This window comes from Frankia sp. CeD (assembly GCF_000732115.1).
In the GTDB taxonomy this organism is placed as follows: domain Bacteria; phylum Actinomycetota; class Actinomycetes; order Frankiales; family Frankiaceae; genus Frankia; species Frankia casuarinae.
Genome location: NZ_JPGU01000031.1, coordinates 11268 through 27970, shown reverse-complemented (window position 1 = coordinate 27970; position 16703 = coordinate 11268). Strand labels below are relative to the sequence as shown.

The following is a 16703-nucleotide window of genomic DNA, read 5'->3' as shown; positions in this document are numbered from 1 at the left end:
GCGCCACGGATCGGGAGAGCGGATCGGGAGAACAGCGCCGACGGGAGGAAAGTCACGTGTCGACAACCGACGGACGGCGTTTCCCTCCCGGCGCGGGCGCCGGGATCTCCAGAGCGAGGTCCTGATGACGACGCAGACCGCCGGCCCCGAGCGGCATGCCGCCCTCGCGGACCGCTGTCACCGGCTGGTGCGGTTCCTCCATGAGGTCGCGGCGGCCCGGTCGGGCCGGATCCGGACCATCGAGGAGCATCCGCTCACGGTGTGGCTCGCCGACATCCCGGCCGGCGTGCCGCTGTCCGAGCACGCCGGGGCCGGCGAGGTGCTGCTGACCGCCCCCGCCGCCACCGTCCTACCCCCACCGCCGCCACCGCCCGCGATCCTCGCCGGCCAGATCGTGCTGCCCGACGCGGCCGGCGCCGATCCCGACCAGCCGCCGGTGTGGAACGGCGCCGCCGCCGAGCAGACCGCCGCCGAGCAGACCGCCGCGGCGGCGGCCTACCAGGCCTGGTTGCCGCGATGGCAGCTCTGGGCGACACGCGCGCGCGTTGACGCGGAGCGACGCAATCTGCACAACACGCTGCACGCGGTCGCGGCCCGGGTGGCCCAGGAGGGTGACGCGCTGGAACTCGTGCTGGCGACCGGCCTGCTGACCTGGCAGCCACCGGGCGGCCCCACCGTCCGCGAGCACCTGCTGAACACCCGGCTGACCTGCGACATCGACCCGGTCACCTCCGATATCAGGGTGCGGGTCCCGGCGGGGGCCACCACGCGCCTCGCCGACGGCCCGCTACTCGACGGCATCGCCGGCTTCCGCCGGGAACGGACGAACGCGCTGCACGAGCGCCTGCGGGGACGACCGTCGGCGCCACTGGGTCCGGACGACATCCGGCTGCTGCGGGACTGGCTGGCGCTGGCGCTCGACGTGCCGACGGACGGCTTCGAACCCGACCTCGCGCCGCCCGCGCCCGACAGCGCGTCACGCCCGCGGGTGACCTTCGCCCCGGCCTTCGTCCTGCGCACCCGTGACCAGGCCGCCCTGCTGACCTACTACGAGCGGATGCTCGACGTCCTGCGGGGTGACGGACCTCCGCCGCTCGGCCTCGTCCAGCTGGTGGAGACCCTCGACGCCGCCGACCGGTTGGCCTGGCTCGAGGCAGAGGGAGCGACGAGCGGCGCCGAACTCGGTGCGGACCCGCTGCTCCCGCTCCCGGCCAGTCCCGAGCAGGCCCGGGTGCTGGAGCGGCTTCGCCACGACAACGGCGTCGTCGTCGAGGGCCCGCCCGGCACCGGCAAGACGCACACGATCGCCAACCTGGTCTGCGCCTTGCTGGCGGAGGGGCAACGGGTTCTGGTCACCAGCCAGAAGTCGCAAGCCCTGCGGGTCCTGCGGGAGAAACTGCCCCCGGACCTGCAGCGGCTGTGCGTGTCGTTCACCGATACCGAGGAGGCGCGCGACGCACCGGTCGACCAGGCCGGGAACGCGGGGGCGGACCTGGACGGCCGGCCCGACGCAGTCTTCGACCCCGCCCCGGCCGGGGCCGAAGACGAAGCGGACGAGCTTGGCGGCATCGGCGTGGGTTCCCCCGAGCTCGCCGCGAGCGTGAGCGCCCTGGCCGCGGAGAAGGCCACCTATCACCCCGAGGCGCTCGACCGGCGGATCGTGCGGGCCGCCGCGCGCCGGCAGGAGGCGATCCGCGCCCGCGATGTCCTGGCGGACCGGGCCCGCGCCCTGCGGTTGGCCGAGCACACGGTGCATCCGGACAGCGAGGTGGCCGCGGGCTGGGGCGGGACGCGGGCGAGCATCGCGGCGCGGGTCCGGGCCGAGGCCGACGCGTCGCGGTGGCTGCCGCGGCCCGTGCCCCGGAGCGCGGCAGCCACCACCNCCGCGAGGACCACGGCGACGGGGTCCGGGTCTGTCGGCCCTGCGCCGGTTCCCCCGCCGTTGACCGACGCCGAGGCGCTGGAGCTCCACGCCCTGCTGCGATCCGGTCAGGTGCGATCCGGTCAGGTGCGATCCGGTCAGGACGTCGGCGCGGACCGGTCCGCCGGCCCGGTGGTCGAGATGAGCCGATTCCTACCCGCCGAGCGGTTCGCGGACCTGGTGGCCACCGCCCGCGCGGCCGACGAGGCGGTCCGCCTTGCCCGCGCGGCCGTCCGTCCCGCGACCCGGGGTCTCCTCGACACGCTCGCCGCCGTCGATCCCGCGGTGGTCTCCCTCGATCCGCTACAGCAGGCGGTCGCCAGCCTCTCCCGCGCGCTCGAGGAGCTCGACGGGCGCGGGCAGCGGTCGAACAGACGGCACTGGGTTCCGGCGGCCCTCGACGACGCCCTCGCCGGCCGGGACCGGGTCCTCTGGGCGAAGGTGGCCGCGGCCACGCCGATGATCGCCGAGGCGACGCGGCACGTGACCGAGCTCGGTCTGCACGCGGTCGCCCTTCCGACCTCCGCCTCCCCGGACGGCTCCGCCTCGGCGGCCGACGCCGGCTCCCCGGCGGATCCGGGCTTCGACCCCGCCGCCCTGCTCGCCCGGGGGGAGGCACTGCGCGAGTACCTCGACGCCGGGGGCGAGCTACGGCGCAGGTTCCGGCCGAAGGTCCAGAAGGAGGCGGACACGCTGCTGACCCGGACGCTGGTGGACGGCGTCGCGCCGACCACCCCGGAGCTGCTCGATCTCGTGCTCGTCCGGCTCCGGGCGGAGGTCGCGGTCGAGGCCGCGACCCGCGGATGGGTCCTGGTCGGGATCGCGCCGCGGCCCACCGATCCCTTCGAGGTACGCCTGTCCCGGCTGGTTGAGGCGCAGGAGGCCGTCACGGAGATCCAGGCGATCGTGGCGGCGCGGAACCGGGTCGTGGCAATCCTGGAGGACATCGTGCCCGGCCGGGCACCGGCGATGGACTCCGCCGAGCGCGTCCGGGATCTCGCGGCCGTCATGGCCGCGCTGCGCCCGATGGCAGCCGCCACCGACGCCGAGCGGGCGCTGGGGGAACTGCGGGAGGGCTACGCCGGGCTTGCCACCGCGGCGGGCACGCCGTCCGAGGTCGCCGAGCTGGCCGGCGCGGTAGCGGCCCGCAATGTGGCCGCGTACACGCGGACCCGGGCCGCGCTCGCCACCACCATGGCTGCCCGGGAGGTGGCGCTGCGCCGGGACGAGCTGCTCGGCCGGCTGCGCGCGGCGCATCCCGACCTCGCCGATCTCCTCGTCTCGACGGCCGGCGCGACCCGGCCCAATGGAGCGGAGATCTGGCCGGCCAGGCTCGCGGCGTTCACGACCGCCTGGTCCTGGGCGGTGGCCGCGAGCTGGCTGACCGCCACGGCCCCCGGCGCCGCCACGGCCCCCGGCGGCCCGGCTGGACCACCTGTCGATCTGGACGCCGAGCTGGACGCGGCGGAGGACATGGTCGCCGCGGCCACCGCGGAGCTGGCCGGCGCCCGCGCGTGGAAACACTGCCTCGAACGGATGGGCGCCGAGCAGTCGGCCGCGCTGCGCGCCTATGCCGACGCGGTGGCGGCCAGCGGCACCTTCGGCGGCCGCCACGCCGAGCGTTTCCGCCAGGCCGCCCGGGAGGCGATGGAGATCGCCCAGACGGCGGTGCCGGCCTGGGTCATGCCGATCCGGGAGGTGCTGTCGACGATCCCGGCGGTGCGCGACAGCTTCGACGTCGTGATCGTCGACGAAGGCAGTCAGGCCGGGCTCGACAGCCTGTTCCTGCTCTGGCTCGCCCCACGGGTGATCGTCGTGGGCGACGACCGGCAGTGCACGCCGCCGGTGGAGGTCACGGACGAGCTCGACCGGGTCTTCGACCGGCTGGAGGCCCTGCTGCCGGAGGTGCCGGCGTGGCTACGCGTCGGGTTCACCCCCCGGTCGAGCCTGTTCACGCTGTTGCGAACCCGCTTCGGCGAGGTGATCCGGCTGCGGGAGCACTTCCGGTGCATGCCGGAGATCATCGAGTGGTCGTCGGCCATGTTCTACCGGGACGCGCCGCTGCTTCCCCTGCGCCAGTTTGGCGCCGACCGGCTGCCGCCGCTGGTGGCCCGGTTCGTTCCCCACGGTTTCACCACGGACGCGGGCCTCGGTCCACGCANTCCGGCCGAGGCCGATGCCCTGGTCGCACAGGTGCTCTCCTGCGCCGAGGATCCCCGGTACGCCCGGCTCTCCTTCGGCGTCGTCGTCCCACAGGGCACCGCACAGGCGGCGCTGATCCGCGACCAGCTGGCCGACCGGATGTCCGCCGCCGAGCACCAGCGTCGACGGCTGCGGGTGGGCGTCCCCGCCGACTTCCAGGGTGACGAGCGCGACGTCGTCTTCCTGTCCCTGGTGGTGGCGCCCGACTCGCGCATCACCCCGCTGACCCGGCTGGAGTACCAGCGGCGGTTCAACGTCGCGGCCTCCCGGGCCCGCGACCAGGTCTGGCTGTTCCACTCCGTACCGGTCACCGATCTTGACCCTCGCGATCTGCGGCACAACTATCTGAGCTACGTGCTGTCCACGACGCACCCGGCGGCCGGCGGCCGCGGCGAGGAGCCCCCGGCACTCGCCGAAGTGCCGACCAACCGTCCGCATCCGGCCTTCGGATCCCTGTTCGAACAGCGGGTCTTCCGGGAGATCGTCGGCCGCGGCTACCTGGTCACCCCGCAGGTGGAGATCAACGGTCGGCGGGTCGACCTGGTCGTCTCCGGCGGTCGGGCCCGGCTCGCCGTCGAGTGCGACGGGGACGTCGGCTCCGGTCCGGACGAGATCGCGCACGAGTTCGCCCGGGAGCGCGAGCTGCGCCGGGCGGGCTGGCGGTTCTGGCGGGNCCGCCAGTCCGAGTTCGAACTCGACGCCGACGCCGCGTTGGCCTCGTTGTGGCCGCGGCTGGCGAGGGCCGGTATCGCGCCCGTGAACACCGGGGCGCGAGGACTGCGGGACGAGGCCGCCACCGGCCTCCCCCGCGTCGAACATTCCACCGTCCGGGCGAGCGCCGACGAGGCGCTGCACCGGTGGCGGCCCATCGCCCTGTCCGATCTGGAGGGCCTCGACGACGCACCGCCGGACGCCGATCCGCGCGGTTCGGCCCGTGATTCGGCCCCTGCCCTCCGGCGAGGCACGGGCACGGCCCCGGGCGCCGGTGGGGGAGACTGCTCCCCGCGTGCCGAACGGGTCGGTCAGGCCGGCGGCCCGGTCACCCCGTCCGGTTCGAACGGCGCCGGCAGGACGTCGGGATCGTGATCGTCGTGGGATGCCTCGACACCTGCTCCGGCGCCCGGCCGGTCACGGGGTGTCCGGGCCGCCGGCTTCCGCGTCGATCGGGGGTGAGGCACCGGCCGGCTCGGCCCAGTGAATCCGCACCGCGCGACCGATCTTCTCGTCGGCCCGATCCGGCGTCTTCTCCGCGGCGTGTTCCGGATCCGTCGGGTCCTCGGTCTCCGAGTCGCCCACGCCGACGATCCGCACGAGTCCGGATCGCGGCAGTCGCGGCTTCGCGATCGGCAGTTCGGTGAAGTCCGCCCGACGGATGCGGCAGAACGCGCTCTGGGTGCCGGTGCCGAGCTGGCAGGCCCCGAAGTCGGCCGCGGCGGACAGGTAGGCGAGCGCCTCGGTCCGGTCGAGCCCGACCCGGCTCTGCAGGAAGACCACCGCCGACCGCGCCGCGCGGCGGACGGACTCGGCGAGGTCAACGTCGAGCCCCAGGGTGACCCAGGCCGTGTCGGTCTCGATGAACGGTTCCCGCAGCGCGCCGAGAACCGACCGGGCCGCCGTGTCACGCAGCACGGTCAGCCGCAGCGTCGCCCGTAGCGGGCCATCCAGGGCGGTGGCACCGATCTTCCCGTCCCCGAGGGCGTAATGCGGATCGCCGACGGCGAACAACGCGCCGCTCACCTGGACCGGCAGGAACAGCCGCGCGCCCGCGCCGAGTTCCCGGCAGTCCAGGGCGCCGCCGTGCAGACCGATCGAGGTGGAGGGGACGATCTTGGTGGTAGTGTCCACGCCGACCGCCATGATGCCCAGGAACGGCGCCAACGGAAACCGGGTCCTGCTGCCGTTCACGCTGGTCAGGGCGCCGAACAGGCGGCCCCGCCGGCGCTCCACCGCACAGAAGGTGGTAACGGTGCGGAAGCGTCGCCAATGGCGGGCGTCGGCGTCCGCGTCCGGCGGCCCCCCCNCGGGGNACTCCCCTGCAAGCAGGCCCGCGCCATGGCGGGTCGAGACGATCCCATACCGTGCGCGGGGATGCAGCGAGACCACCTCAACCCGCAGCACGTCCCCCGGTTCCGCGCCCCGGATGAACACCGGTCCGGTGACGATGTGGGGACCGTCCACCCCGAACCGGTGCGGGATACCCGAAGCGGCGATCGCCCGGGCGTCGGCCAGCACCTCCGACGGCGCGACCCCGAAACCGGCGAAGAAGGCGTCGGGATCGCGCCCCTGGTCGCAGAGGATCCCCTCTTGGCTGACCGTGTCGAAGGTGACCGTGGCGCCGGAGTCGATACTGAGAACCGGCCTGGTCAGGGCGTTCGGCAGCTCACCCCATCTGATGGTCTCGGGGGTGGAGGGCAGGTAGTGCCGTCCCTCGATCCTTCCTCGGCCAGGCTGCAGCGNCACCCGACCCTACCTGGACCGATGCCTGGTCAGCGGACCTCCGCTGGGCCGGATCGCCTGGGCGCGCGGCTGACCGACCCCACGGATCACGGCAGGCCGCGGACAACATACACGCGGACAGGTCTGGCTTCGCACGCGCGTCAGATTTCCAGCAGCATATGTCGGGAAGGTGACGCAGACGTTGCGATCACGGTCATTCCGCTGTTTCCGGGTAGGCGGTGCGGCCAGGGCCGCATCCGGCACGCCCCGGACTCGCCACCATCCACCCGTCGGTGCCGCCTCCGGCCGGAAGCCGCGGGACCGGTTGGTCCGGTCGGTCCGGCGGGCGGCGGGGTCGGGAAACTCCGCCTGAGGATGGAATATCTAGATCATCTAGATATTGGAGGATATGGCGAATGGGAAGTCACGGGAGACCCCCGGCGGGGGCGACGCTGCGCGATCTGGGCGAGTTCGGCTTGATCGAGGCCGTGACGGCGCGTTTCTCCCATGGACGGGACGTGCTGGTCGGCCCCGGGGACGACGCGGCGGTGCTGGCCGCCCCGGACGGTCGGGTGGTCGTCACCACCGACCTGCTGCTCGAAGGACGCCACTTCCGCCGGGACTGGTCGTCCGCGGTGGATGTCGGGCACAAGGCCGCCGCGCAGAACCTCGCCGACGTGGCGTCGATGGGGGCGAGGCCCACCGGCCTGTTCCTCGGCTTCGCCGCACCCGGCGACCTCGCGGTCGACTGGGCCCTGGCGATGGCCGACGGAATGGCCGAGGAATGCGCGCAGGCCGGTGCCTCCGTGTCCGGCGGGGACGTCAGCTCCGCGGATTCGATCATGCTCGGGGTGACCGCGCTCGGTGACCTGCAGGGCCGGCCGCCGGTCCTGCGCTCGGGCGCCCGGCCCGGCGATGCCGTGGTGCTCGCTGGTCGTCTCGGGTGGGCCCAGGCGGGGCTGGCCCTACTCACGGCGGGTTCGGCAGCCGGCGACTCCCGATGGGTCGACGACCCGAGATGGAAGGAACTGATCGCGGCGCACCGCCGGCCCCGGCCGCCCTACGCGCTCGGGCCGGTGCTCGCCGCCGCGGGCGCGCACGCCATGTGCGACGTCTCGGACGGTCTCGTGGCGGATCTCGGTCACATCGCCGTGGCCTCGGGGGTGTCCATCGATCTCGCGTCGGAAGCCTTCCTGATCGACGAGGCGATGCGGTCGGCCGGGGCCGCCCTTGATGTGGACCCGTTGCGCTGGGTACTCGGCGGCGGCGAGGATCACCCGCTGGTCGCCTGCCTTCCCCCAGGAGTGACCCCGCCGGCCGGGTGCATCGTGATCGGTTCGGTCCTGAGCGGCGCGGGATCGGCCGGCGCGGGGGTGACAGTGGACGGGGAGCGCCCCGTAGGCAGCGATGGGTGGGATCACTACGGGCAGTCCGCGACGGACGCATCCTGACTCCGGACACACCAAGGGACAACGACACCAAGGGACAACGACACCAAGAGACAACGACACCAAGGGAGAAAAGACACCGAGGAGCAGAAACATCAGGAGGCAGACGCCGGCCCGCCAGGTCGCCTCACGGGCGTAGGTCGCTCGAAGCGACATTTATTGGGTCCGGGGGCCATGATGCGGGCCGGCGTCACCGAAGCATAACCGACGGCCCGCCCGGGAGTATCCCCACCGCGCGGTGAACGATGGAACGATCTCGCTCTCGCCCTGATTGGCTGTAGCTACCGGACGTTCCCGGCGCCGGTCCGCCCATCCCGGAGAACACGCCGAGCAATCTACTCGTAACCGATCATGGACGGGCCAGGCCGGGATGCCCAGAGCGGGTAGGATAGGCAGACGGTGGCGGAAGGGCCTTATCGGAGGCCGAGAAGCGAGACCGTGGATAGAGGCGAATGGCCCCGTGACAGCACCGACGGTACCTGCGTCAGGACCTGACTTCGGACCCAACGAATGGCTGGTCTTCGAGATCTACCAACAGTTTCTCGAAGATCCGCAGAGCGTGTCGCCGGAGTGGCGCGAGTTCCTCTCCGATTACCACCCCGGCGCGCCGCCCGCCGCCGCGGGCGGCGCCGGGCAGGCCGCCACGGCGGCACCTAACGGGGAGGTTTCGCCGGATGGTGAGGTCTTCCACACTACGCCTGTTCCGGTGAAGCCGAGCACGGCCGCGCCGTCTACTCCGGCCGCGCCGGTCCCGGCGTCGGCACAGCCCGCCGGGCCCCCGAAGCAGGCGGCACCCGCCGACAGGCAGGCTCCGGAGGCGGCCACGCCGCTGCGCGGCGCCGCCGCCCGCGTGGTCAGCAACATGGAGACCTCGCTGCACATCCCGACGGCGACCTCGGTGCGGGCGGTGCCGGCCAAGCTGCTCGCGGACAACCGCATCGTGATCAACCGGCACCTGGCCCGCTCCAGCGGCGGCAAGGTGTCCTTCACGCACATCATCGGCTACGCGATGGTCAAGGCGCTGGCCGCGCATCCCGTCATGAACGCCTCCTACACGGAGGTGGGCGGCAAGCCGGCCGTCGTCCAGCCGGAGCACATCAACCTGGGCCTCGCCATCGACCTGGTGACCCCGAAGGGCCGCCAGCTCGTTGTCGCCGCCGTCAAGAAGGCCGAGACGCTGGACTTCACCCAGTTCTGGCAGGCCTACGAGGACCTCGTGCGCCGGGCCCGGACGAACAAGCTGACCACCGACGACTTCACCGGCGTCACCATCAGCCTGACCAACCCCGGCGGCATCGGCACCGTGCACTCGGTGCCCCGCCTGATGGAGGGCCAGGGCACGATCATCGGCGTCGGGGCGATGGAGTACCCGGCCGAGTTCTCCGGCGCGTCGGCGAACACCCTGGCGAAGCTCGCGATCTCCAAGATCATCACTCTGACCAGCACCTACGACCACCGCATCATCCAGGGCGCCCAGTCGGGTGAGTACCTGCGCCGGATGCATCAGCTGCTCCTCGGCGAGGAGGGCTTCTACGACGAGATCTTCCAGTCGCTGCGGGTGCCCTACGAGCCCGTGCGCTGGGTCGCCGACATGCCGGTCGTGCACGAGGGCGACCTCGACCACAACGCCCGGGTGCTGGAACTGATCCACGCCTACCGGGTGCGCGGCCACCTCATGGCGGACACGAACCCGCTCGAGTTCGCCATCCGCNGCCATCCCGACCTCGACATCATCAGCCACGGGCTGACCCTGTGGGACCTCGACCGCGAGTTCGCCGTCGGCGGCTTCGCCGGGCACCGGACGATGTCCCTGCGCGACGTCCTGGGGGTCCTGCGCGACTCGTACTGCCGTCGGGTCGGCATCGAGTACATGCANATCCAGGAACCGGATGAGCGTGCCTGGATCCAGGCCCGGGTCGAGCGGGCCGCGGAGCGGCCGGACCCGGCCGAGCAGCTGCACGTGCTGGAGCGGCTCGGGGCCGCGGAGGCGTTCGAATCTTTCCTGCAGACCAAGTACGTCGGCCAGCGCCGGTTCTCCCTCGAGGGCGCCGAGTCGACGATCCCCGCCCTCGACGAGGTTCTCTCGCGTGCCGCCGGCGCGGGGNTGGACGAGGTCGTCATCGGCATGGCCCATCGCGGCCGGCTGAACGTGCTCGCCAACATCGTCGGCAAGTCCTACCGGCAGATCTTCGCCGAGTTCGAGGGCTACCTCGACCCGCAGACGGCGCACGGCTCCGGCGACGTGAAGTACCACCTCGGCGCCGAGGGCGTCTACACCGGCCAGGACGGCCGCACGGTACCGGTTTCGGTGGTCGCGAACCCGTCGCACCTCGAGGCGGTCGACCCGGTCACCGAGGGCGTCGTCCGCGCCAAGCAGGACATTCTGGACAAGGGCTCGGCGGGTTTCACCGTTCTGCCGGTACTCGTCCACGGCGATGCCGCGTTCGCCGGGCAGGGGGTCGTCGCCGAGACCCTCAACCTGTCCCAGCTGCGGGGATACCGCACCGGTGGCACCGTGCACCTGGTCATCAACAACCAGGTCGGATTCACCACCTCGCCGGACTCCGGCCGGTCGTCGGTGTACGCCACCGACGTCGCCCGGATGGTCCAGGCACCGATCTTCCACGTGAACGGGGACGACCCGGAGGCGTGTGTCCGGGTTGCGGCGCTGGCGTTCGAGTACCGCCAGGCGTTCCACAAGGACGTCGTCATCGATCTGGTCTGCTACCGGCGGCGCGGGCACAACGAGATGGACGAGCCCTCGTTCACCCAGCCGTTGATGTACGACACCATCGCCAGCAAGCGTTCGGTGCGCAAGCTCTACACCGAGGCGCTGATCGGCCGCGGGGACATCACCCGCGAGGAGGCCGAGCAAGCGATGAAGAGCTACCGCGCGGAGCTCGAGAAGGCCTTCGCGCAGACCCGGGACACCNCCCCGGCGAGCTCGTCGCCGCAGCCACGCATCATCNCCNCCCCGGAGGAGGCCGCCGCGGCGGCCGCGGTCAGCACCGCCGTGTCCGACGAGGCCGTGAAGAAGGTCATCGAGACCCAGGTCAACCTGCCGGAGGGCTTCACCGTCCATCCACGGCTGCGTCCCCAGGTCGAGCGGCGGGCCCAGATGGTGGAGACCGGCTTNATCGACTGGGNGCNGGNGGNGACCCTGGCCTTCGGAACGCTCCTGCTCGACGGCCGCTCGGTGCGGCTGACCGGTCAGGACAGCCGGCGGGGCACCTTCGGCCAGCGGCACGCCGTGCTGGTCGACCGGCACAGCGCCGCGGACCACACCCCGCTGCGGACCCTGCGCCACGGCCTCGACGGCACCATCGTGAACGACGGTGTCGGCACCTTCTACGTCTACGACTCGCTGTTGAGCGAGTTCGCGGCGATGGGCTTCGAGTACGGCTACGCGGTCGCCCGGCCGGACATGCTGGTGCTCTGGGAGGCGCAGTTCGGCGACTTCGCCAACGGCGCCCAGTCGATCATTGACGAGTTCATCACCGCCGGTGAGGCCAAGTGGGGCCAGCGGTCGGCGGTCACCCTGCTGCTGCCGCACGGCTACGAGGGTCAGGGTCCCGACCACTCCTCCGCCCGCATCGAGCGCTTCTTGTCGCTGTGCGCGGACAACAACATGACGGTCTCCGCACCCTCGTCCCCCGCCAGCTACTTCCACCTGCTGCGCCGGCAGGCCCTCTCGCCGGTCCGGCGTCCGCTGGTGGTCTTCACCCCCAAGTCGATGCTGCGGCTGAAGGCCGCAACGTCCACCGTGGCCGAGCTGACCGGCGGCGGCTGGCAGCCGGTGATCGACGACGGGTCCGTCACGGACCCGTCGGCCGTGCGCCGGATACTGCTCACGGCGGGCAAGGTCTACTACGATCTCGCCGCCGCCCGGGGGNAGCACGACGACGCCGAGCGATTCGCCCTGTTGCGCGTCGAACAGCTCTACCCGACGCCCGGGCCGGAGCTCGCGCAGGTCCTGGAGCGTTACCCGAACGTGACGGACATCGTCTGGCTCCAGGAGGAGCCGGCGAACCAGGGCGCCTACCCGCACATGGCCCTCAACCTGACCGAGTTCCTGCCCGGCGACATCCGGCTGCGTCGCATCTCCCGGCGCGCCGCCGCGGCCCCGGCCTCGGGGTCGTCGAAGGTGCACGAGCGCGAGCAGCAGGCCCTGGTCGAGGCGGCGTTCGAGAACTGAGCACGCGGCCGGCGGAGCGTCGCCCGATCCGAGGACCGTCCCGCCGCACCGGTGGTGTTCCCGGGCCGCCGTGCCCGGCAGCGCCACCGGCGTGCGGCGGCCGGTCCGGCTCGCCAGCCATCCGCTCGCCAGACAGGGGGCAGCGATGTACTTCACCGACCGGGGGATCGAGGAACTCGCCGCGCGGCGCGGCCCGGAGAGCCTGACCTACGAGGGTCTTGCCGACTCGCTGCGCGTCTTCGTGGACCTGTATCCCGACTTCGAGGACGCGATCGACCGGCTCGCCACCTGGCTGGCCCGCCCCGAGGAGGACCCGGATCTCTAGCCCGCCCAGCCCCGAGCCAGGAGTCCCCGCACCACGACGAAGGGGCTAGGCGGGGGGGCGGAGTATCAACTTGCCGAAGAACTCACCGCCGAGCAGCTGCTCGAAGGCCGCCCGGGCATCGGCCAACGGGCGCACCTCGTGGATCAGCGGCCGCACCCCGGTCCGTTCCACGAATGCAACGAGATCGACTAGCTCGTCCCGGCTCCCCATGGTGGAACCGATCACCGACAGCTGGAGAAAGAAGATCCGGGTGAGGTCCGCCGGCGGGTTCGGACCACTGGTGGCGCCCGAGACCACGATGCGCCCGCCGGGGCGCACTGCCTTCACCGAGTGACCCCAGGTGGCGGCGCCGACGGTCTCGATGACCGCGTCGACCCGGCGCGGCAGCCGGGCACCGGGTTCGAGAACCTCGTCGGCGCCGAGGGCGGCCGCCCGCTTCCGCTTGGTCTCGTCCCGCGAGGTCACGAAAACGGTGTGCCCGGCGGCCTTGGCGATCAGCAGCGCCGCGGTGGCCACCCCCCCACCGGCTCCCTGGATGAGCACGGTGCCGCCGCCCCCGGCGGGCAGCCCCGCCCGGGAGACGACCATCCGGTAGGCGGTGAGCCAGGCGGTCGGCAGGCAGGCGGCCTCCTCCCACGACAACCCTGCGGGCTTCGGGATCAGGTTGCGCCGCGGCACGGCGACCCGCTCGGCAAGGGTTCCCGGGTACAGCTCGGACAGCAGGGTCCGCTTCGGGTCCAGCGTCTCGTCCCCCCCGCCCGCTGCCGGATCACCGATCACGCTGTGGACGATGACCTCCTGCCCGTCGGGGGTCACCCCGGCGGCGTCACAGCCGAGGATCATCGGGAGCCGATCCGCCGGCAGGCCCACTCCACGCAGGCTGAACAGGTCGTGATGGTTGAGCGAGGCGGCCCGCACCGTGACGGTGACCCACCCGTCGAGCGGCGCGGGTTCGGGCTGCTCCCCGATGGCCAGGCCGTCGAGCGGGGAATCGGGGTGGAGGGACATGGCGGCGGCGGCTAGCACCCTTCGAACCTNCGGCTACTGGCGTGCAGACGCGAGCGAGGCCGACCGGCGCGGATCCACTCAGGACAACCGACAGGCGACGCCACGGACGAAGGGGACCATCCGGGCCGGCAACCGCGCCTGCCAGGCCGGTGTGCTGAACTCGACACCGTGGGAACAACAAGGGTGGACACCCAATGGTAAACAGGCCGTGGTGACCCACGAGGACATGCCCGACTCGCCACGCAGAAACGGGTCGAGCCGGCGGCTGGGCTGGCGCCGCCGACACCCCGCGCCCGTCCCGGAGGCACCCGCGACGGTCATCGTGGACGGCATACCGGTCATCACGGTGGCTCCCGCCGACTTCGTGTGCTGCTCTTACAAGGGATGTGGGACCCTGCGCCCGCTCGCGGAGGCGGTGGAGAACCGGCCCTGCCCGGGATGCGGCCGGGTCTGAGACCCACGCGGGCTGAGACCACGCGGGCTCGCGAACGGCCCGGGAACGCGGCTCAGGACCCGTAGCGGGACTCGGGGGACTCGACCGTCAAGGGGGGGGACCCCGCGTGGCACGGGCCCCGTGGAGGCGTCCAGGGACCCCGGAGAAGGTGCACCGGGATCCCTGGACGCCCTTGGCTGGCACGACGGCGATCAGCCGGCCCTCGTCAGCGGCGGGCCACCCCGTCCGCCCGCGCGGCCGCGGCCGTCGCCGCGGCGACGGCCGGGGCGACCCGGTCGTCGAACACGCTCGGGATGATGAGATCCTCGGCCAGCTCGTCCGCGATCACCGCGGCGAGCGCCCTCGCGGCGGCGAGCTTCATGCCCTCCGTCACGCGGCTGGCCCGGACATCGAGCGCTCCCCGGAAGATTCCGGGGAAGGCGAGGACGTTGTTGATCTGGTTCGGGTAGTCGCTGCGACCGGTCGCCACGATCCGCGCGTACTTGTGGGCGACCGCCGGGTCGATCTCGGGATCGGGGTTGGCCATCGCGAAAATGATCGCCTCCGGCGCCATGGTGGCGACCGCCTCCTCCGGGACCTGCCCGGCGGACAGCCCGAGGAAGACATCGGCGCCGGCGAGCGCGTCGGTGATGGACCCGGCCAGGCCGGCACGGTTGGTCTCGGCGGCGAGCGCGGCCTTGCTCGGGGTGAGGTTGTCCCGACCGGCGTAGAGGATGCCGCGGCTGTCGCCAACCGCGATGTCCCCGATGCCGGCGGCCAGCAGGATGCGGGCCACGGCGGCGCCGGCAGCGCCCGCGCCGGACACCACGGCACGCAGATCACCGAGGGTGCGTCCGGTGAGCTTCGCCGCATTCTCCAGCGCGGCCAGCGCGACGATGGCCGTTCCGTGCTGGTCGTCGTGGAAGACCGGGATGTCGACGCGGTCCTGCAGGAGGCGCTCGATGGCGAAGCAGCGCGGTGCCGAGATGTCCTCGAGGTTGATCCCGCCGAAGCTCGGAGCGAGGCGCGCGACGGTGTCGACGATCTCCTCGACGTCCGTGCAGGCAAGGGCCAGTGGCACCGCGTCCACACCACCGAAGCGCTTGAACAACGCGGCCTTGCCCTCCATCACCGGCAGGGAGGCCGCGGGGCCGATGTCACCGAGGCCGAGCACGGCCGTCCCATCCGTGACCACGGCAACGGTGTTAGACCGCCAGGTGTAGTCGTCGGCAAGGGCCGGAGTCCCGGCGATGGCGGTACACACCCGCGCGACTCCGGGCGTATAGGCCAGGGACAGGTCTTCCCGACTGTTCAATGGAGCGGTAGCGTTGATGTTGATCTTTCCTCCGCGGTGCAGGGCGAACGCGGGATCGTCGTCGGACGGCCGCGGGCTGAGCCCGGCGAAGTCCGACGTGGTGGAACCGAGAGTCGGCTGGTCAGTGGTTGCGGTCACGGAGGTTGCTCCTCGAACGAGCCGCCGGCGGACCCCGCGACGATCGCGGTCTCACCTGGGCTGCGGCTACAACGTACTCATACTCCCGTGCGGTGCGTGTTNCGCGGAAGAACAAGCCTGAGCGGTACCGCCTCATCGTGTAAGGCGGGCGATCGACCGGGTGTCGCCCGGGGTTGCTTCCAATATGGCACGCGCGGCCGCCCCTGCTCCCGACGGCGCTTCGCCGACGGCGAACCGACAACGAACGTATCGGCAACGGAAACGAAACATACCGCCACGGAGAGGATGCCGACGCCCGAGGGAAGCATCACGTGATCAGAAGCGGGGGTCTCCCCCGGCTACCGGCAACCCACCGACACGCCCGCCCGGGCCCAAAAGGTAATCCGTGCACAGCGATGCTTTCCGTCGTACTCGGGCGATGCCCATTCCGGCAATGACGGTAGCACTCCNGATGATTTCCGTCGGTGACCGGAACGACGGCTCCGGTGCCCCGGCGACGGCGATCTCCGGCATCCTCCGTCGACGGCTCCGTCCCTGGTCAGCTGCCCAAGGAGGTGCACGACAAGGGCACTCCGACGGTGTGACGACCAACAGTTCTGACGGTATGGCGACCGACAGTTCGTACGCGCTGAACGAATTCGTCGACACCGACGGAAGAACCATCGTCAGCATGGATATCGACCTGGCCTGGTCGCTCGCCGGCCTCCTGGCGGGCGAAGGTGCAACGCGCCCGGATCGCCTTCAATTCGGTTCCGCCATGGCCCGCGTCCGGTTGTTACGACATCGCTATGTCCTCGTTAACCGACACCAAGGAGCGGGAGAAACGGGTGGAATTTGTCACCTGCTTCGCCGCGGCCCCTCCGTCACGACCGGAGTCCGGGGCCGGCTCGGGTCCGACGCGTGGTCCGGCGTCCTGGGAGGCGCGGGACCGAACCGGTACCTTCGCACACGTGGAGATCAGCGAACTATCGGTTCCGGACGCCTGGGTGTTCACCCCGCGCCAGCACTCCGACAGCCGCGGGACCTTCCTGGAGTGGTTCCGCTCGGACGCTCTCGCCGAGGCGGTGGGGCATCCGCTCACCCTGTCGCAGGCCAACCACAGCGTGAGCCGGGCCGGCACGCTGCGCGGGGTGCACTACGCGCAGGTCCCCCCCAGCCAGGCGAAGTACGTGACGTGCGTGCACGGCCGGGTGCTGGACTGCGTCGTCGACATCAGGGTCGGCTCACCGACCTACGGGACGTTCGCGGCGGTCGTCCTCGACGACGTCGACCGGCGGGGCCT

The 16703-nt window shown here is 72.1% G+C and carries 8 protein-coding genes and 1 pseudogene (1 of these 9 only partly in view); 6 read left to right on the top strand and 3 right to left on the bottom strand.

The annotated features are described in order from the left end of the window. The first annotated feature begins 124 nt into the window (after positions 1 to 124). A complete protein-coding gene (locus CED_RS15540; RefSeq protein ID WP_035911775.1) occupies positions 125 to 5209 on the top strand; it encodes an AAA family ATPase in 5085 nt (1694 codons plus the stop codon). Between the two features lie 42 nt (positions 5210 to 5251). Here the strand turns inward: CED_RS15540 and CED_RS15535 are convergent, their stop codons facing one another. Beyond that, positions 5252 to 6583: an acetamidase/formamidase family protein gene (locus CED_RS15535; RefSeq protein ID WP_035911772.1), complete on the bottom strand. Its 1332-nt coding sequence runs from the start codon at positions 6581 to 6583 to the stop codon at positions 5252 to 5254. Between the two features lie 392 nt (positions 6584 to 6975). Between CED_RS15535 and CED_RS15530 the strand changes: the two genes are divergently transcribed. The 3 genes and pseudogenes from CED_RS15530 to CED_RS15520 all read left to right on the top strand — a co-directional run bounded on the left by CED_RS15530 (position 6976) and on the right by CED_RS15520 (position 12527). Beyond that, the gene (locus tag CED_RS15530) at positions 6976 to 8010 is read left to right on the top strand and encodes a thiamine-phosphate kinase (RefSeq protein ID WP_011438122.1); all 1035 of its coding nucleotides are present in this window, start codon (positions 6976 to 6978) and stop codon (positions 8008 to 8010) included. Positions 8011 to 8467: 457 nt separating this feature from the next. Continuing rightward, positions 8468 to 12202, top strand: a pseudogene (locus CED_RS15525) (multifunctional oxoglutarate decarboxylase/oxoglutarate dehydrogenase thiamine pyrophosphate-binding subunit/dihydrolipoyllysine-residue succinyltransferase subunit). Between the two features lie 145 nt (positions 12203 to 12347). Continuing rightward, positions 12348 to 12527, top strand: coding sequence for a DUF6104 family protein (locus CED_RS15520; protein WP_011438124.1), 180 nt, complete (start codon positions 12348 to 12350; stop codon positions 12525 to 12527). Positions 12528 to 12572: 45 nt separating this feature from the next. Here CED_RS15520 and CED_RS15515 read toward each other — a convergent pair whose 3' ends face one another. Then, positions 12573 to 13553: a zinc-binding dehydrogenase gene (locus CED_RS15515; protein ID WP_011438125.1), complete on the bottom strand. Its 981-nt coding sequence runs from the start codon at positions 13551 to 13553 to the stop codon at positions 12573 to 12575. Between the two features lie 193 nt (positions 13554 to 13746). Here CED_RS15515 and CED_RS15510 point away from each other — a divergent pair, with 193 nt between their 5' ends. Beyond that, complete coding sequence (locus CED_RS15510; protein WP_235187101.1) at positions 13747 to 13989, top strand: hypothetical protein; 243 nt, start codon at positions 13747 to 13749, stop codon at positions 13987 to 13989. A 205-nt stretch (positions 13990 to 14194) separates the two neighbouring features. On the opposite strand, the gene CED_RS15505 is transcribed toward CED_RS15510, so the two are convergent. Further along, a complete protein-coding gene (locus CED_RS15505; RefSeq protein ID WP_011438126.1) occupies positions 14195 to 15421 on the bottom strand; it encodes an NADP-dependent malic enzyme in 1227 nt (408 codons plus the stop codon). A gap of 950 nt (positions 15422 to 16371) precedes the next feature. Between CED_RS15505 and CED_RS15500 the strand changes: the two genes are divergently transcribed. Then, positions 16372 to 16703 carry the 5' portion of a dTDP-4-dehydrorhamnose 3,5-epimerase family protein gene (locus tag CED_RS15500; RefSeq protein ID WP_035911810.1) on the top strand. 292 nt of this gene lie beyond the right edge of the window, so the window shows 332 of its 624 coding nt (coding positions 1-332); it begins with the start codon at positions 16372 to 16374; its stop codon lies beyond the right edge, outside the window.